The organism is Brumimicrobium glaciale, assembly GCF_004152935.1.
GTDB lineage: Bacteria > Bacteroidota > Bacteroidia > Flavobacteriales_D > Crocinitomicaceae > Brumimicrobium > Brumimicrobium glaciale.
Map to the genome: position 1 here is coordinate 822,822 of NZ_SETE01000001.1, position 18,805 is coordinate 841,626.

Here is an 18,805-nt window from a genome sequence, read left to right on the forward strand (position 1 = left end):
GATTTTTATCGGGAAGGGAGATAAAGAGGGAGGACTAAATAATGGTTAATTGTAAAACCACGAATGGTCAAAAAGGTTGGTCAACTTACTTATGAAGAATGATATAAGAAAGTTGACAAAAACAATTTTACAAATAAACGAATCAGCAACTTTACGAATTAACAAATAAACGTCTTTACAAAATAAAAAATAAAAAAATGTCTACAATTCACGATAGTGTTAAAGATTATTACGGAAAGGAATTACAAAGTTCAACAGATTTAAAAACCAATGCTTGCTGTACAGCAGTTGCGCCGCCATTGGAAATCAAAGAAGCTTTGAAAAATATTCATTCGGAAGTGCTTGACAAATATTATGGTTGTGGATTGACTATACCTTCTGAAGTGAAAGGATTACGTATCTTGGATTTAGGTTCAGGAAGTGGACGTGATTGTTATATCGCTGCGCAATTGGTTGGTGAATCTGGTAAAGTTGTTGGTGTTGATATGACCGAAGAGCAATTAGATGTAGCTAGTAAACATTTAGAATACCACAGAGAGAAATTCGGTTATGTTAAATCAAATGTGGAATTTGTTAATGGCAATATCGAAAAATTGGACGAATTAAACTTTGCTCCAGAATCATTTGATTTAATAATCTCTAATTGTGTTATCAATTTAGCTTCTAACAAGGACAAAGTTTTGGCAGATGCTTTTAAACTCCTTAAGCCAGGAGGCGAAATGTATTTTTCTGATGTTTATTCTGACAGAAGGATATCAAAAGAATTGCAAAATGACCAAGTTCTTTGGGGAGAATGTCTAAGCGGTGCATTGTATTGGAATGATTTTATGAATGCAGCAAGAAAAGCTGGGTTTTCAGATCCAAGAGTAGCGGAAGACGAACCAATTACAATTGAAAATCAAGAATTAGAAGAGAAAGTAGGAAACATCAAATTCTTCTCTGTGACTTACCGCTTGTTTAAAATTGACGGTTTAGAACAATATTGCGAAGATTACGGTCAAGCAGTAAGATATAAAGGAACACTTTCATCAGAAAAAGAGAATTTCTATCTAGATGAACACCACGAATTTCCAAAAGGAAAAATCATGAGTGTTTGTGGAAATACTTACAGAATGTTGAACGATACAAGATATCAAAAACACTTCGATTTCTTCGGAGATTGGTCAACACATTATGGTATTTACGAAGGGTGTGGAACGGATATTCCATTTTCGATTAAGTTAGAGAGTGGCGAGAGTGTTGGAGGAGGTTGTTGTTAATTTTTTACCGAGGCGCAAAGTTTTCGCAGAGGTCGCAAAATTTTGTCACTTTTGGTGAATTGAGCAAACAACTTTTTCTCTTCTTTTACTTTGCGACCTTTGCGAAAACCTCAGCGCCATTGCGGTTAATTTTTTAATTATCAATTATCAATTGTCCATTATCAATTAAATACACGCCATCACCATCATCTGCATTCCTGTCTTCAAAGCTTCATGATCAATGTCAAACCTTGAATTATGAACTCCATGAACTATTCCTTTTTCTTCGTTTCTTACTCCAATTCTAAAGAAGCACGTTGGGATTTCTTGCGCATAAAAAGAGAAATCTTCTGCTGTTAAACGGATAGGTAAATCATGCACATTTTCTTCTCCCAACCATTTGTTTGCTTTACTCACAAATTTTCTAGTCAGTTCAACATCATTTTCTAAGAAAGGATAACCTTTACTTATTTCAACAATCGCTTTTGCTCCATGCGCTTCAGCGATAAGTTCCGCTTGTTTAACAATTTGTTTTAATGCTTTTGCTCGCCATTCTTCATTCATTGTTCTGAATGTTCCTTTAATATGGACTTTCTCTGGAACTACGTTTGTTGTTCCTAACCCTTCAAAATGACCAAAATTTAAAACACATGGAATTTTAGGGTCACATTTTCTACTCACAATTTGTTGGAGTGACAATACAATTTCGGCACCCACTAAAATACTGTCAATCGTTTCGTGAGGTGTAGCTCCGTGTCCACTTTTACCAATGATATCAATATAAACTTCATCACAAGAGGCCATGTATAAACCTTCTTTTGTTCCCACTTGTCCAACAGCGAAATCTGGAAACACATGCAAAGCATACATTTCTTTTACCTCAGGATTTTTTAAACAACCCGCTTTAATCATTAAACTTGCTCCACCAGGATTTTTTTCTTCTCCGGGTTGAAAAATTAACTTCACAGGATCTTTTAACTCATTTCGCATATTGAAAAGAATCTCAGCAGCTCCTAATAATACAGAGGAATGAACATCATGTCCACAAGCATGCATTACACCTGGGTTTTGAGAAATGTAAGGTACATTATTTTGCTCTGTAATTGGCAAAGCATCTATATCCGCTCGTAAACCAATACAAGCTTGATCTTTTGAGTGGTGATCTCCGCGAATAATTCCTACAATTCCAGTTTCTGCAACACCAGTTTCATGCGGAACTCCAATTTTTGTGAGTTGCTCCGAAATATATTTCATTGTCTCAAATTCTTGATAAGACAATTCAGGATTTTTATGAAGGTGTTGGCGGTAACCCACTACTTTTTCAAAAAGTTCCTCTGATTGCTGTATTATAGATTCGCGTATGTTTTGATCCATGATTTTTAAGTTCTTTTTGAGCTATTCGACTTCTGTCCTTTCGTTAACTAATAAAAGCCGAATGAAACTGATTTATGCTTTAATTCTACTTTTTTAAGGAATTATTTGCTCCAATCAATTACAAAGATGCTAATTTTGTCTTTGAATACCAATTACTAAAATTGCACATCAACATTTTTGTTGTCACTCATAATAATTCCAGATATGAAAATAGTTAAATTCACTTTCAATCCAATTCAAGAAAATACTTATTTAGCAATTGATGACGATAAAAACGTTGTTATTATTGATCCAGGATGTTATTTTGAAGAAGAACGTCAATTGTTAAGAGACTATATTTCTAAAAATGAGTTGACAGTAAAAGCATTGTTGAATACGCATGGTCACTTAGATCATATTATGGGTAATGCTTTTATTAAGCGTGAATACGATGTCGATTTATATTTGCATGAAAAGGATGTCATTACTTTGCAAATGGGAGAAAGAAGTGCTCAGATGTATGGTTTAGGTCAGTTTCAAGCTTCACCAATGCCAGATGTTTTCATAAAAGAAGGAGAAACTTTAACTTTTGGTGGAATTTCATTTGAAGTACTGTTTTGTCCTGGTCATGCGCCTGGCCATGTTGTGTTTTATAGCCCAAAAGATGAATTGGTCATCAATGGCGATGTTTTATTCAAAGGAAGCTATGGACGTGTTGACCTTCCGGGTGGAGATTTACAAACTTTGAAAGATTCTATCACTAAAAAAATGTTCACTTTGCCTGACAATACTTTAGTGTACACTGGTCACGGCCCTGAAACAACAATTGGTGAGGAGAAAAAAAGCAATCCTATTTTGTGGTAAGTTGTGGGATTTCGAATTGAATTTCGTCGCCTTCGACAAGCTAGTCACCGAAGACACCGAAGTCACCGAAGAGCAATCCGTTGACTGAGCTTGTCGAAGGCAATGATTCAAGGATTCAAAAATTCAAATGAATAAACATTTTACGAAAGTATAATGTAGGGACGATTTACAAATCGTCCGATTCCGTATGAATCAATCACGAATTCAACACCCTAGGCTATTTTCATCAAATAAGCTTCTCTTTTTATTTCTTGAAAAGATTTATTCTTCACTTTCGAAATAAGCCAAAGATGAAAATCAAAATATTCAAAGGCGACAGATTCGAATGGATCATTTTTTAAGGCTTTTATTTCTTCATCAACGTTTAAAAGTAAATCTTCAATTTCATATTTATTTTGAGCGTTGGAAATTTTCGTAATATTTTTCAAGAAAAGTGTTTCAAACTTAAAGGCTCTTTTACGTTTTGTTAAAAATCTTTTTGTATTCTTAATCGCATAAGGAAGTAAATTATCATTTTTTAATTCGAAATGAATAAGTAGATTAAGTAAATGAGCAAAAGACAATATATCCTCTTTTTGATCCAATTCTTTATTGTTGAGGATCATGTTTATCCATTTTAAACTTTGGTTGAAGTCTGCGTTGCCGAAAAAGGCGATAGACATATTAAAAGCAAGATAGGCTTTTCTAAATGGTGTAATTTCTCCATTGTATTTTTCAAAACCTTCTTTGATAACTTTCGATAGCAATGTTGCCTTTTCAAAACTACCTTCTTGATTGAGTACTTTCAGTTCAATGCTGTTTATACTAGAAAATAGTTTTATCGTTAAATCCTCAGTTAGGCTTGATTTTAATTGATGAGGAAACGATTTTAATTCGTTTAAATACGTGTGAATCGCCCTTGAATTTCCAAATTTGGACTCCAAATGAATAATGTTTGTCAAAATTGAAAAATATTGATTTGGGTTTTCATTGATTTTATCCGGATTCTTTTTAAAATGATTTAAATTATCTATTAGTGCATTTAAAGAATCTTCATTTCTCAAGATGCCAAAAAAGTATGCGCTTTTTAAATGATTGATCAAATATTGATTTTCAAAAGTGATCTTTTCTGGTGGTGTAATTTTTTTAAACTGTTCAAATAACTTTGTGTATTCAGTTACTTCCTCCGGAGATCTGGCTTGTCCATATTGATTCAGTTGAATAAACAGTTTGCTTTTAATACTCCACAATTCATTGTAGAAATTGTATTGACTTGTTAATTCATACGTTTCATTTTTATGTTTGTCAATACTTTTTGTATTTGCTTTTTGATATCCTTGTGTTTCTATAATTCTTTTTTCTTCATTCGCCAATTGAAGTAGTATTGCTATTTTATTGTGTTTTTTGGCTAATCTTTTGGCTTTTTTTAATTCGTTAATTGCGTGGTCATATAATCCTTTGCTGTATAAAATGTTAATACTGTGCAGCATCTTATATAATTGTGCATCTAAATTTTTTGAGGAATGAAAGGCATCTAATGCACTTATGATTTGCTCATATAATCTATTTTTTGTGATTGGAAATTGATTTAGAAAAGCTTCTCCTTCAAAGTTTGTGTAAATCTCCTCCTCATTAAACTCTTTTTGTTGATCGATAAAATCAAAAATGCGAACACCATTATTTTCTTCACCTATTGTGTGACGAGAAGCATAAATCTTAAAATATCGTTTTTCACTTTTAGTTAAGCTTTTAATTAACTCGAAAAGTGCAGGAGAAGCAGTTTTAGACATGTTGTTTTTTAATGGTGTTGCTCTAATATACTTCTATTTGAAACAAAGGAATGAAATAGTTTTTGAATTGTCTATTTCATTTATTGACCTGTTAATTTTTAGATGTGATCTGGGTTAGATCTGGGTTTTAGAATCATCAAAATGAGGCACAAAAAAAAGAGCTACAGATCTGCAGCTCTTTCTCAAATATTTTAAAGTGATTTTTATTTTCTTTTTACTCTTCTTTCATCGTCCTCATCACGATTTGGGTCAGTAATATTTCCTAACGTGTCAGAAGCAATATCGGTTCCAGTAAGATCATAATTGCCGCTTGATTTATTACATCCAAAATCATCATTTATGATATTTCTTTCAGCTTCTTCATGATTATGATTTGGCTTAATTTCTTCCTTCTGGCAACTACCAAATGAAAGTAAAAGTAATCCTGATATAGCAAATATTAATTTTTTCATGATGATGTATTTAAACTCATTGCAACCAAATTTATGAAAATAATCCTGTTATCCCAAATATTGTTTCATTATTTTGAAGGTAACAACAGTTCCATTGATTGAACTGTCGCTTTCTTTGATTTGAAAGGGGCCAACCATTTCGATTGAACGCGCAGAAATTTTTTGAAGAAGCTCAATTCTTCCTTTTGCTATCATCATTCCTTGTGATTGATGGAGAGCAGCATCATTTTTCTTGTTTTTACGTGAATTATCGATGCCCACACCGTTGTCTTTTATCTCTATTCTAATGTGGTCAAGGTGCTCTGTTATGTTGACTTCTATTTCACCCATTCTGTCTTTTATAGGAAGTACACCATGAATAATACTGTTTTCAACAAAAGGTTGCAGGAACATTGCAGGTACTTTTAACAATTCCGTTTCAACTTCATCTTCCACATTAATTGAATAATTAAAACGGTCTTTAAAACGCATTGTTTCGAGATCTAAATATAATTTTAGTCTTTCTATTTCATCAGAAAGTGCAACCATTCCATCTTCATGATAAGAACTGTCCAGGTTCTTGCGAATTAACTTAGCGAATCTTGATAAATATTTATTGGCAGATTTATTATCAGAGACATTAATATAATATTGAATTGAATTTAACGCATTGAAAATAAAATGTCTATTCATACTCGCGTTCAATGTTTGTTGTTCTAATTTAGATAATTTATTTTGGAATTCTAACTTGACTTGATAGTTTTTATTGTCACGCTTTTTTTGCCTCGCTCTATCTATCGTTAATATAAAGCCTGTTATAATTAATCCGATAATAAAGTAAAACCACCATGTGCGATAAAAAGGAGGTGTAACTTTTATGGGAATGGTGAAAGTATCTGAAAAGTTATTGTTTCCATTGTCTACTTTTAATTTAAAAACATATTCTCCGGGCGGTAAATTTGTAAAACTGGCTGTTGAATTATTATTTGGAGGTGTCCAATCAGTTGAAAAACCTTCTAAAAAGTAACTGTATCTCAAGCTTCCAGGATTTGTCATATAGATCCCGTCAAAATTGAAAGAAATGTTCTTGTCAACGAACTTCATGACCAGTGTTTCAGTTTCTTTTTCTGAATTGTAAATATCTACTTTGTTGCTGTTGAGTGATTTGTTGTTAATTATTATTCCTGTAAGTTGCAATTTAGGTTTCGCATTTTTCATTAAGGAACTCCTGTTGTTTAAGTCCATTTTCATTAAACCAGAAGCTGTTCCAAACCATAAGAATCTGTTTTTTTCTAAATAATTTGAATTTAGATTCGTCTCTAAATCAATGAGTCCAGAGGTAATTCCATAATGGTATTTGTGTTTCAAATCTGTTCCAATTTCATAGAGTCCATCATTCGTTCCTACAAACATCAAGGTGTCATATTGCTGTAAGAAATTAACGAATTCTAAGTCTTTTTCCTGTTCGAGAACCTGACGTTTATATTTACCTTTTTCTTTACTGTATAAACCATTTTCTGTTCCGATCCAAAGATTTCCTCTGTGATCGATTTCAATACAGTTTATTCCCGAATCGAAATACTCTTTATCGACACTAAAGTCTTTATTTATTGTGTATATTCCATTTGACGCTGCTGCATAAATGATCCCATTTTTCACTTCAAAATCTCGTGCTCCTTTTATTTCATCGAGAGATTTTTGACCTTTATAAATCTTTTTTGTTTGCTTATCAAAAAGAATACTTCCTTGTGTTGTGCTGATTAAAAAAGTACTGTCATTTATTGGATAAATTCCTTTTACACTGTTTGAAGGTAAATCATCTTCTTCTTTGTAATAGCTTTTAAATTGCTTATAATCATAAACAAAAAGTCCGAAATTTGAGGCAAACAAGACAATATCATCTGCACAAACGATTTGCCATACAGCACTTAAGATGAAATCTATCTTTGTTATATTTCCTGTTGAATCAATTTTGAAAACGCCTTGATCGATAGTGGAAATCCATTTATTCTTATATTTATCCATGTCCATAGCGATGATTAAATCACTTGGTAGTCCGCTGCTTTCATTGTAATAAGTAAATACTTCGTCTGTAAATCTAATGAGGCCTTTTCCATTTGTACCTATCCAGATATTGTCCTCTGAATCTTCATATATTTCATAAACGTCATCTGTTGGAAGTCCAGATTGTTCTGTGATTTCGATAGTGTCTGTTTCCTTAACAAGGAGAATTCCATTTCTAGAGCTTAACCAAAAGTTGCTTTTTCGATCAATTGTCACGTTTCTAAACATATGGTTTTCGCTGTACAAAGCTTCACTTATTTTTTGGCTTTTTATGTCTAAATGATAAAGCGCTCCATTGAATGAACTGGCATATATCACATCGCCTTCTCGTTTTATTCCGGAAAACGAGGTTTCACTTGAATTGTCGATTAATTGAAATGTTTTTCCATCAAATAAATGTAATCCTGTGCGAGTAGCTAAATAGATTTTCCCTTTGTAGGACACTATTTCTCTAATTCGTTTTGGACTACCACTGATTGGATCAATTGTTTGCTTTTCTTTATTGAGCACATACAATCCTCCTCCATTTGTTGCAATGTAAATTGTAGAATCTAAGGCTGAAAACCCGGAAACATCATTTAAAACGGTGTCTTTTGTATGTGATATTGAAGTGAAAGAATTGTTTGGATTCTTAATAGAAATTCCTTGTGGATGACCAATGTATAACGAACCCTCGATGACTTCAAGTTTTGTAATGCGATTATTTAGTAAGCCGTTATTTCTACCATAATTAGTGAAATTCTCACCATCAAAACGAGCTAATCCACCAAATGTACCCACCCAAATATAGCCTGCTTCATCTTGGGTGATGGTATTTACCTGCGATTGTGGTAAACCTTTGCTGGTATTGTACTGTATAAAAGAAAACTTTTGCGCTGTTAATTGGCTGTAAAAGCAAAGTATGAAAAGAAGAGGAGCAAGCAGTCTCATGCTTTTCCTTTAATCGTTTTTAGAAATGCACTCACCCTATTTCTAGCTACAGGAAGTTGAATTCCGTTTTTCAAAATAACGGTATATCCGTCTTCACTCACATATTCCTTAATCATATCTAAATTGATAATATAGGATTTGTGGATACGATAAAATTTGGCACTATTTAAAATTTCTTCGTAGATTTTTAATGTTCGTGTATCCAAGTAACGAGATCCATCTTTAAAGTAAATCATGGAACAATTTCCACTTGCTTCAAGGTGAGAAATGTCATCATCTTCCACTATTTTCACTCCTTTTGTGTGCGAAATAGCAATGCGATTATTTGTTTTGTTGTGCACCAATCGATCAGCTAAATTTTGTAAAGCATTAAAATAGTTGTCGTAATTTTCTGGATGTTTTGTGAAAGTTTCTTTGGTTGCAATTAATTTATCAACTGCAGTTCTTAAATCCTCATCATCGATTGGCTTCAAAATATAATGAACAGCATTGGTCTGAAAAGCACGAATTGCATAGTCTTTAAATGCAGTTACAAATACTACAAGGAAATTTCGGTCTTCCAATCGTTCCAATAAATCGAAACCTTCAGAGCCAGAAGGCATTCGAATATCTAAGAAAACAACATCTGGTTTTTCGCTTTTGATGAGACTTTCAGCTTCGTCGATATCACTGGCTTCGCCTATAACATCAATTTCAGGACAATAATTTTCTAACATTATCATTAGATTCTTCCTTGCCAATTCTTCGTCATCAACAATAATCGCGCGTAATTCCATTTTCTTTCTTTTGATCTAAATTAAGAATAATAATTTGGGTTTTGAAATTGGAAGGTGAGAAAAACTGAATTTTTGTAAAATGAATTGTATTAGAAAACGTTTTCAGAATTACCCATAAACAACTTACCGCCTAAAATCACCACTTAACTCAATGGTTCGGTGGATTCGCATTTTTAATTTTTCAACTAGAGAAATTGAGACTATATTGTTATTGAATTTAAAATTAAATGCCATGAAAAATTTATACACTTCAATAAGATTAACGGATATATGGGTTTTCAATGACAATGGAAATTGAATCTATTTATTCCTATCTCTACTTTTTTTCCGTGAAAGTCAATAACCTGATCACCTCTTTTTCATTCTCATGATGTCCCATGTGACCAATTGATTTAATAAGATGGAAAGTGTTTCCAATTTTCTCTGCTTGTTTTTGCAGCTTTTTGGCATCAATTAATGAATCAAATTCTCCTTGGATAATGTGAATTCTTTCTTTCCAAGTTTTTAGAACATTACTTTTATCTTCTCGATCTCGCATAGCAATTAAGGTTTGCGCAATTGCTTCTTCCGTCATTTCATAAGCCTCTTCTATCAAATGGTTGATCTTTGTTTCGAAGAATTCAGGTTTGTAATATAATTGTGGAATGGCATCCTTTAAAAAGAGCATTTTATTGTATTCTACAATTCTAACAACTCTTCCTCTGTCCACCTTTTTACTATCAGAATCTGCCCAAGGATGAGAATGTAATAAAGTAATTTGGTCAATTTTTAATTCATCATCTTCTGCCAAATGCAAAGCAACATATCCTCCAAGTGAATGTCCAACAATTGAAAATTGATCTTTGGTAACTTCTAAAATAGTCTCTTTTACAGCCTCAGTAATTCTTTCCAAACTTAAGCTTTCTTGTAGTAAACTAGATTCACCATGACCAGGCAATTCAATACAAATCGCCTGAATCTTAGGAAGATGTTTTAGCAGGTTTTCCCACATTTTATTGGACTCTAAAAATCCATGTAAAAAAACGACAGGATAGCCGTTGCCAACTATCCTGTAATTTAAAATTTGTTTTTTATTCATTTTTTAATCAATGATTTCTATCATTATTTGAAATAGAAAATTCAATAACTGAATTGGCGTTTCTAGACATATATAAATGTTTAATTAGAAAATTCACTAGTAAGGCGCCTGTAGTTTTAAAAATCAAGGCGCTGACATTGGTCAGTAACTGTTTTTAAAACTACTGGCAACGCAGATAGTGGACTTTATAATAAACATTACTTGTTCATGTATTCTTCGATTTCTTCAACCTCTAACGGAATTCCAGTCATCATATTTTTAGCTGGCTTTCCATCTTGAATAATCAAATCATCTTCTAAACGAATTCCTAAATTCTCTTCAGGAATATAGATTCCAGGTTCACAAGTGAATACCATTCCTGCTTCGATAGGTTTGTGGTACAATCCTGAATCATGCGTGTCTAAACCAATAAAGTGAGACGTTCCGTGCATAAAGTATCGCTTGTATGCTGGCCAATTTGGATCTTGATTTTTAATGTCTGTTTTATCAAGCAGTTTAATTTTAAGCAATTGCTCTTCCATTAATTTACCTACTTCTTTATGATATTCAGGAATTAAAGTTCCAGGGACAAGTAACTTTTCTGATTCATTTTTTACATGTAAAACAGCATTGTAAACTTCCTTCTGACGATCAGTATATCTTCCACTTACAGGAATCGCTCTTGTTTGGTCTGATGCATAATTTGCATATTTAGCTCCGAAATCCATCAAAATCACATCACCTTTCAAACATTGTTGATTGTTTTCAACGTAATGTAAGACACATGCATTTTTTCCTGATGCAATAATTGGTGTGTAAGCAAATCCGTCTGAACGCTTGCGAATAAATTCGTGAATAATTTCTGCTTCAATTTCATGTTCCCAAACGCCTGGTTTAGTAAATTCTAAAACACGTTTTACTGCTCCTTCGGTAATATCACAAGCTTTTTGCATCAAATCCAACTCAATATCTTCCTTTACACTTCTGATGCGGTGCAAAATCGGAGCACTTTTGTGAACTTGATGTGCTGGATATAACTTCTTGTATTTTTTAATGAAACGATCTTCTCTTGTTTGCGTTTCTGTATTTGCTCTTAAATGTTCGTTGGTGTTGAAGTAAATCCCTTCAGCTTCTGCCATCAATTGCTTGAAAATAGTATCAAATTCTTGTAGCCAATAAACAGTTTTTACTCCAGTGCTTTCAAAAGCAGCCTCTTTTGTCAATTTTTCACCTTCCCAGACAGCGATGTGATCATTTGTTTCTTTCAAGAATAAAATTTCACGGTGTTTAGGATCTGATGCGTCTGGAAACAAAACAAGAATACTTTCTTCTTGATCCACTCCTGATAAATAAAATATGTCTCTGTGCTGCTCAAATGGCATTGAACTGTCTGCACTAACTGGGTAAATATCGTTGGAATTGAAAGCCGCAACAGTATTTTCTTTCATCTGTTGTATGAATTTAGCTCTGTTTCTTTCAAATAATCTTTTGTCTATTCTATCGTATTTCATTGGTTTGAATTTTTTCTTTTTTGAATTTAATTACCGCCTTTTATTGCGTTGTGGCAAGATAGGAATTCTATAGGTTTTTATAAAGTAATTAACTGAATTTTATATTGAAGGATTCAATGATTCAAAAATTCAATGATTGAAAAATTCAATGATTGAAAAATCAGGATTGAAGTATTCAATGGATTATACCAGAAAGATAATACGGAGCCATAATATATGGACGATTTGTAAATCGTCCGCTACTATGACGAAATATGATCTTCTCCATAATTCCATAATCTACTCATTGAATTAAAAATTCACTACGTAAATAGATTACGTTATGCGAATCTATATTTGTATCGTAATTAAAAACAAGAGTTATGAAAAATGTATTTAACAAGATGACAATTCAGCATATTCAAATCGAGGAACGTACGCAATTAGCTGAAGTAGAGGTTCAATTTATCCAAGGAAAGATCCTTATTGAAACAGTATTAATGTTGGGGCCAACAGATTTGAATCAATTATTGGCAAAATTGAATGCGCAAGGGATTTCATTGTCATTAACGGAAGATTTTGAATATTATCCAACAGATGAAGGAATGTTGTATACTTTAAACTTCATTAAAAAAGGATGGGACAATGTAGAGATTAATGAATTTACGCCGATTCAGCGCATAAAGCAGATTCGAGCTTAATTGAATTAGCTAGAAAACGTCAAATACTGCATTAAACAGAGCGAGAATGAGAGCGAGGCGACATTCCTCAAGAGCAAATTTTCTTACTTAGTTATTTGCTATGGTGGACATTTTTAAACAATGGAAACTCAATTGGATTCCTTTCTGCCATTCATAGTCTGACTGCGTAAAAACGACTAGGATCAAAAGTGAAATATTTTACAAAGACTAATTATTTGTTCTTAGATTTAACCAATTCTAAAAGGTCTTTAAAGTGCAATAGTTTTAATAGAACCAATAGCGAGAAACCTATTCCGATAGTTGCGACTAAACTCCAAATTTCATTGAAGTTTTGATGCAACAGAAACGCTGTTGGAACATATATGATGATAAAAAGCACAAGTTTTGAAACGCTGTTCCAGTGAATAGAGAATTTGAATACCCGCATAACTAAAATCAATTGGAATAATGCCGTTACAGATTGTGTAATTACTGTTGCGATAGCTGCACCTTCTGCTTCCATTCTTGGGATAAGCAATAGATTTAACCCAATATTTAGTGCCACACCAAAAATCGCCATTTTATTTAGCAAACGTAAATTGTTATTGGCAGTGAGTAATGTTCCAAAAATGTGAGAAAACGAAAGCGGTATAAAACTTAAAATCAGCCAAAAGAATACTTGCGCTGAAATTTCAATATTATTTGTGTAAATAGTTGATATTGTGAGTTCTGAATTCATCGCTAATCCAATTCCGACAATAAAAGAAACACCAATTAAAAATTTCCCAGCGACTTGTAAAATAGGTTTTATTGTGCTTTTTTCTCCTAATAATCTAGAAAACATGGGTAATAACAATCCTGCAACTAAAAAAGCAAACATATTAACAGTATCCAATAATCTAAAACCTTGTGCGTAAATTCCAGCTTGTTCTTTTCCGTTGGGTAACATTCTTTCCAACATTACAGCATCCATTCTTGTGTACAACATCATCAATAAAATCAGAATTGCAAAAGGTGTACTTTTCCTCAAAATAGCAAGTGACAATACCTTATTTGCCCTGACTTTAATCTTTCCAATCTTGACTCTTGTTAATATCAATCCAACAATTAAAGTAGTTCCATAAGCAAATGTCTGCGCGTAAATAAACCATTCAATTTGGAAACTTTCTTGTGTCCAATGGCCATAAATAAGAAAGGCTGAAATGATAATAAGCAGTAATCTGTCCAGTACCGAAATAATCGCATCAATTTTAAACATATGCATTCCAGCAAAATTACTTCTAATGTAAAGAATTAATCCAACAAGTATTTGATTGAAAACAAAGAAACTAATCAAGTACATTTCTTTATCAGAATAACCTAAAATCAATGCAAATCCAATAGAAATAATCGCATAAAGAACACCTAACATGATTTTTAAACCAAAAAAGGATCCTATGTATTTCGTAAGTGTATTTGGATTTTGAGCTGTGTTTTTGGTGTTGTAATTGGTTACTCCAATATCCAAAAACATATTTAATAAAAAGGAGAAATTTAATAAGGAAAAGTACAATCCATAATCTTCAGCGCCAACAATATTCTGCACTTGTACATCAATACCAAAAATATACAATGGCTTGATGAGGAGATTGAGCAGAATTATAAAAAACAGATTACTGAAAAATTTCTTTTGCATGGAAAGACTCCTTAGTATAAGTGCGCAAATATAATAAAAGGAATGGTTTTGATTTTTAGGAATTACTTATCTCCACAACAATTCCTAAATCTGACTTGTTATTCAACTAATATTAATATTTTTAAGCATGGATAAGGAAAGTTTAAAGCAACTCTTGAAGGAACAAAATATGATGTTCAATACAAACTCAACAAAGGAGATTGTTTATAGAGTTCAAAAGTTGAAAAAATTAAAGTCTATTTTAAAATCTAAGGAAGACGAGTTGTATGATGCAATTTATAAGGATTTTAAAAAATCGAAATTTGATACTTTTACGACCGAATTAGCACTTTTATATACTGATATCGATGAAGCGGTTTCTAAAGTTCAGAAATGGTCGAAGCGAAAAAGGGTGGGCACGAATCTTTTAAATTTCCCAGCGAAAAGCTATATCTATCCAGAACCATTAGGGACTTGTTTGGTGATTGGTGCATGGAATTATCCAATTCAACTTTCTTTTGCTCCTGTTATTGCTGCAATTGCTGCTGGAAACACCGTTGTTTTAAAACCCAGTGAAGTTTCTTCTGCCGTGAGTCATGTTATTGCTGAAATTGTAAATTCTAATTTCGATAAATCATTTTTTCATGTTGTTGAAGGCGGAGTAGAAGTCACCACATCACTTTTAGAATTGAAATGGGATAAAATATTTTTTACTGGAAGTGTAAATGTTGGACGCATTGTTTACAAAGCAGCCGCTGAAAATTTAACGCCAGTAACACTGGAGCTAGGAGGGAAGAGTCCTGCTTTTGTAACGAAAAGTTGTAATCTAGATGTAACTGTTAACCGAATTGTTTGGGGGAAATTCCTCAACGCTGGACAAACGTGCATCGCGCCAGATTATGTGATGGTAGAATCTTCTATTAAAGATGAATTCCTTGAAAAATTAAAGGAACGAATCATTGAAATGGACTTTTCTTTTGCAAATGACAATTACGTTCAAATCATTAATGATAAAAATTATCAGCGCTTAAAAGGAATGATTTCAGAAAACAAGGTTTATTATTCTGGAGAATTTGATGAAGCTTCCCGTTATTTCCCGCCGGTTGTTATGAGCGATGTAAACTTCTCCGATAAAATAATGCAAGAGGAAATATTCGGACCAATTTTCCCGATTTTAACTTATGACAAATTATCCGAAGCAATTTCAGCAGTGAAAAAATTACCAAAACCATTGGCGTGCTATATTTTTACTGGAGAAAGTTCAGTAAAAACAAGAATTGTAGATGAAATTTCATTTGGTGGTGGAGCGGTAAATGACACGATTATGCACATTGCCAACAGTAGCCTGCCTTTTGGTGGAGTTGGGAACAGTGGAATGGGGAATTACCATGGAAAAGCTGGTTTCGATGCTTTTACGCATCAAAAAAGTGTTTTGGATAAAGCAACTTGGTTGGATCCGAGTATCAAATATCCACCTTATTCGTTGAAGAAGCTAAGGATTATTCGTTGGGTAATGGGAGCTTAGGTAGTTGTGAATTATGAGCGATGAATTATGCAGTGCGGATTTGGAATTCATTAAATGGGTTAGTGAACAAGAAAAGTTTATTTTTGGCTCTGTTCAGCGCTTGCTCTCGAATTTTCTATCCCAACAAAATGCTTTAACAATAAGTTCTAAGTATATCTGAATTCAAAAGAGAGCGGTGCGCTGAAGCGCAGAAAGAGAAAGAGAAGGAGAAAGAGAAAGGAGTTTACAGATAAGAGTTGTTTATCGCTCCATTTTGAAAATATTTTAGTCAATTCAAAATTAACTAATTCGTAATTCGTAATTGATTAATTCGAAATTATCTACTCCCATTCCTTCTCAGAAATATGAACAGTCCCATTGAAAATCGCCACTTTCTTATCCTCCTGATTAGTAACCACAACTTGATAAATTCCAATCGTTTTTCCGCGATTCATTTCTGTGCAGGTCGCCGTTAAAACATCGCCGATTTTTGCAGGTCGTGTGTGAGAAATAGAGGTTTCTATACTCACACATTGTTTTCCGTGTGCATTGGCAGCAAAAGCAAGTGCGGAGTCAGATAAACTGTAAGAAATTCCACCATGAGCAATGTTAAATCCATTGACCATCTCTGGGAGAACGGTGGCATTTAATATACAGAATCCTGCTTTTATCTCAAGCACTTCGATGTTCATCCACTGAGAAAAAGCATCCTTTTCCATCATTTTTTGAACAATCGCTTTTGCTTCCATGCTAATTTTTTTAATTCTAATCTCTAACTATCGCACGATTCATCAAAGCAATCAATGCTACACCAACGATAAATACGTGTGATGCTAAATCTTCTTCCATAACTGCTCCTGTTTCGTCTTCTCCAGTAATTTCATGCAATAGAAATGAAACCATCATTGGCTGATTACATAGACTTCCAATTAAATCTTCATCATCTGTCTCCATGTATTCGTCCAAAGTTTCGATGTATTCTTCTTGAAAATCGTCGATCATTGCTTCATCAATCTTATTCATTTTAACACCTTGTAAAGCCAAAGCTTCAGAGAAGATATTGAAGTAATAAATCATGTAATCTAGTAAAGAATCGTTTTCGTATTCAACAGCAGAAGATAGAATATAGCCTACAAAAACATCTTGTGCAAGTACATGCGCTTCAGATATTTTTTCTAAACTATCTTCCGTTAATCCGTCAATCTTAAGTGTTGCTTCGGTAATAAATTTCTCGGTAATTTGAGTCATGCTTTTTATTTAAAATTTTATTTGGTATAAATTGCTTTCAAGCTTAAATCCATTGATTTCACTGAATGCGTCAATGCGCCAGAGGAAATGAAATTAATTCCTGTTTCTGCGTATCCTACAATGTTGTCTTTTGTTATTCCACCAGAAGCTTCCGTTTCAATATGTGATGGAATCTTAGCTAAAACTTCTTTAATTTTCGCTGGAGTAAAGTTGTCTAACATTATTCTGTCGACTTTTCCAATGGCTAAAACTTCATCCAGTTCTTTTTCATCACGTACTTCGATTTCAATTTTGATATCTAAATTCTTTTCCTGTATGTATTTATTGGCTTTCAAAATAGAAGCTTCAATTCCACCAGAATAATCAATGTGATTGTCCTTAATCATGATCATGTCATACAATCCGAATCTATGATTATGCCCTCCACCAATTTTCACAGCCCATTTTTCAATAGCTCTAATTCCTGGAGTTGTTTTTCTAGTATCTAATAATTTAGCATTCGTATGACCAATGCTGTCAACGATTTTCCTGGTTTGCGTTGCAATTGCGCTCATTCTTTGCATAAAGTTGAGAACAATTCTTTCCGTCGCTAAAATAGAGCGAGATTTCCCTTCAATTTCGAAAGCAATATCTCCGACTTTGATTTTATCGCCATCTTTGAGGTATTTTGTTATTTTTAATTCTGAATCGTAGTACTTGAAAATGCGTTCTGCCAATTCAACTCCAGCAAGAATTCCACCTTCTTTAACAAGTAATTTGGCTTTACCCATTGCGTTTTCAGGAACACATGACAAGGAAGTATGATCTCCGCCTTGAATATCTTCCTCAAAAGCGAATTTTATTATTTTATCAATCATGATACAAAATTAATGAGAATTAAATGAAATATGGTTTGGTTTCCATTTTGGATTTATTTTTTCCAAGCGATATTAGTTAAAACTCTATATTCTGGTGAGCTGTTTCCACCAACAACTTCAAAAGCGATATTGACTGGCCTGAATTTATATTTGTCCAAATTATTTAACAAATCCTCTATGAAAGGAGTCATTTTATCTACACGTACAGCCGTTGTGTAGCGCACTTCTGTCTTAGGTTTTGCTTCTCCTAAAAGTAAGAACAGTTGATCTGTTTGAATTACACTTATAAAATGAGGTTGAAATTCTTCAACACCAGCAAGAATCTTGTTTACTTTATTTAAAGAATGGTGTTCTTGTCTGATGTTTTTCCATTTTACATCTTCAATTTGATCATAACTCTGAGCATGACGAGATTGTGAAACTACAGGTTCTGTATCATTGTAAACAGTTCTTTTTTCTGAATAATTGGTGGTAAGAGAGTCAACCCAATAGTCAGATTGTTCCACGAAAGCAATGAGTTTATTCTCTTCTAAATAATAGTGTCTTTGACCTTGTGGTTGAAAATTTCCATCTACATAATATTCCGTAATCTTCATCGGTAAACCATCATCATTCAGATAGGCTACAACTTGAGTAAATTCAGAACCATTTTTGGCTTGCTTTTCCCAATACAAAGATTCTACACGTTTTTCAGGATCAACTCGATCATCGATTTCTGTCATCTTTTTTGCATTCGGATAGTCTTCCAAGAATGAATTATTGTCAATGGATTCTTGAAAGATTTCCTCACTTTCTTCTGCCTCAACTTGCTTCTCTTTTTGATCACAAGAATTCAACAAAAGGCCCAAAATAATTACGCTTAAAAAGAATGATAGATTTTTCATTTTGAA

General features: G+C 33.2%; 16 protein-coding genes. 4 read left to right on the forward strand and 12 right to left on the reverse strand.

Features of this window, described 5'->3' with window-relative positions; genetic code table 11:
• Nucleotides 1-197: 197 nt before the first annotated feature.
• Entirely contained in the window at nucleotides 198-1,259 is a 1,062-nt protein-coding gene (locus ERX46_RS03235; RefSeq protein ID WP_207214108.1) for a methyltransferase domain-containing protein, read from the forward strand.
• A 165-nt stretch (nucleotides 1,260-1,424) separates the two neighbouring features.
• Here ERX46_RS03235 and ERX46_RS03240 read toward each other — a convergent pair whose 3' ends face one another.
• Nucleotides 1,425-2,612: a M20 metallopeptidase family protein gene (locus tag ERX46_RS03240; protein WP_130092388.1), complete on the reverse strand. Its 1,188-nt coding sequence runs from the start codon at nucleotides 2,610-2,612 to the stop codon at nucleotides 1,425-1,427.
• Nucleotides 2,613-2,816: 204 nt separating this feature from the next.
• Here ERX46_RS03240 and ERX46_RS03245 point away from each other — a divergent pair, with 204 nt between their 5' ends.
• Entirely contained in the window at nucleotides 2,817-3,455 is a 639-nt protein-coding gene (locus ERX46_RS03245) for an MBL fold metallo-hydrolase (RefSeq protein ID WP_130092389.1), read from the forward strand.
• A 212-nt stretch (nucleotides 3,456-3,667) separates the two neighbouring features.
• Here ERX46_RS03245 and ERX46_RS03250 read toward each other — a convergent pair whose 3' ends face one another.
• From ERX46_RS03250 to ERX46_RS03275, 6 genes are all read right to left on the reverse strand, one after another.
• Nucleotides 3,668-5,224: a hypothetical protein gene (locus ERX46_RS03250; RefSeq protein ID WP_130092390.1), complete on the reverse strand. Its 1,557-nt coding sequence runs from the start codon at nucleotides 5,222-5,224 to the stop codon at nucleotides 3,668-3,670.
• Nucleotides 5,225-5,427: 203 nt separating this feature from the next.
• Nucleotides 5,428-5,676 (reverse strand): hypothetical protein, encoded by a 249-nt coding sequence (locus ERX46_RS03255; RefSeq protein WP_130092391.1) that lies wholly within the window; start codon nucleotides 5,674-5,676, stop codon nucleotides 5,428-5,430.
• 48 nt (nucleotides 5,677-5,724) lie between these two features.
• Nucleotides 5,725-8,649, reverse strand: coding sequence for a ligand-binding sensor domain-containing protein (locus ERX46_RS03260; RefSeq protein ID WP_130092392.1), 2,925 nt, complete (start codon nucleotides 8,647-8,649; stop codon nucleotides 5,725-5,727).
• Complete coding sequence (locus tag ERX46_RS03265; RefSeq protein ID WP_130092393.1) at nucleotides 8,646-9,425, reverse strand: LytR/AlgR family response regulator transcription factor; 780 nt, start codon at nucleotides 9,423-9,425, stop codon at nucleotides 8,646-8,648. The genes ERX46_RS03260 and ERX46_RS03265 overlap by 4 nt, the downstream gene beginning before the upstream one ends.
• A gap of 316 nt (nucleotides 9,426-9,741) precedes the next feature.
• Entirely contained in the window at nucleotides 9,742-10,503 is a 762-nt protein-coding gene (locus tag ERX46_RS03270) for an alpha/beta fold hydrolase (RefSeq protein WP_130092394.1), read from the reverse strand.
• Between the two features lie 197 nt (nucleotides 10,504-10,700).
• Entirely contained in the window at nucleotides 10,701-11,993 is a 1,293-nt protein-coding gene (locus tag ERX46_RS03275; protein WP_130092395.1) for an aminopeptidase P N-terminal domain-containing protein, read from the reverse strand.
• 362 nt (nucleotides 11,994-12,355) lie between these two features.
• Between ERX46_RS03275 and ERX46_RS03280 the strand changes: the two genes are divergently transcribed.
• Nucleotides 12,356-12,673 carry a hypothetical protein gene (locus ERX46_RS03280; protein ID WP_130092396.1) on the forward strand — a complete coding sequence of 106 codons (318 nt, stop codon included), beginning with the start codon at nucleotides 12,356-12,358 and terminating at the stop codon, nucleotides 12,671-12,673.
• 211 nt (nucleotides 12,674-12,884) lie between these two features.
• On the opposite strand, the gene ERX46_RS03285 is transcribed toward ERX46_RS03280, so the two are convergent.
• Nucleotides 12,885-14,327 (reverse strand): oligosaccharide flippase family protein, encoded by a 1,443-nt coding sequence (locus ERX46_RS03285; RefSeq protein ID WP_130092397.1) that lies wholly within the window; start codon nucleotides 14,325-14,327, stop codon nucleotides 12,885-12,887.
• Between the two features lie 127 nt (nucleotides 14,328-14,454).
• Here ERX46_RS03285 and ERX46_RS03290 point away from each other — a divergent pair, with 127 nt between their 5' ends.
• Nucleotides 14,455-15,831: an aldehyde dehydrogenase gene (locus ERX46_RS03290; RefSeq protein WP_130092398.1), complete on the forward strand. Its 1,377-nt coding sequence runs from the start codon at nucleotides 14,455-14,457 to the stop codon at nucleotides 15,829-15,831.
• Between the two features lie 320 nt (nucleotides 15,832-16,151).
• On the opposite strand, the gene ERX46_RS03295 is transcribed toward ERX46_RS03290, so the two are convergent.
• Genes ERX46_RS03295 through ERX46_RS03310 form a run of 4 tightly spaced genes read right to left on the reverse strand, consistent with a single transcriptional unit; the run spans nucleotide 16,152 to nucleotide 18,799 of the window.
• The gene (locus ERX46_RS03295) at nucleotides 16,152-16,559 is read right to left on the reverse strand and encodes a PaaI family thioesterase (protein ID WP_207214109.1); all 408 of its coding nucleotides are present in this window, start codon (nucleotides 16,557-16,559) and stop codon (nucleotides 16,152-16,154) included.
• Between the two features lie 16 nt (nucleotides 16,560-16,575).
• A complete protein-coding gene (locus ERX46_RS03300) occupies nucleotides 16,576-17,058 on the reverse strand; it encodes a hypothetical protein (protein WP_130092400.1) in 483 nt (160 codons plus the stop codon).
• A gap of 17 nt (nucleotides 17,059-17,075) precedes the next feature.
• Nucleotides 17,076-17,915, reverse strand: a complete 840-nt coding sequence (gene nadC / locus ERX46_RS03305) for a carboxylating nicotinate-nucleotide diphosphorylase (protein WP_130092401.1) — start codon at nucleotides 17,913-17,915, stop codon at nucleotides 17,076-17,078.
• A gap of 53 nt (nucleotides 17,916-17,968) precedes the next feature.
• Nucleotides 17,969-18,799, reverse strand: a complete 831-nt coding sequence (locus ERX46_RS03310) for a hypothetical protein (protein WP_130092402.1) — start codon at nucleotides 18,797-18,799, stop codon at nucleotides 17,969-17,971.
• Nucleotides 18,800-18,805: the final 6 nt, after the last annotated feature.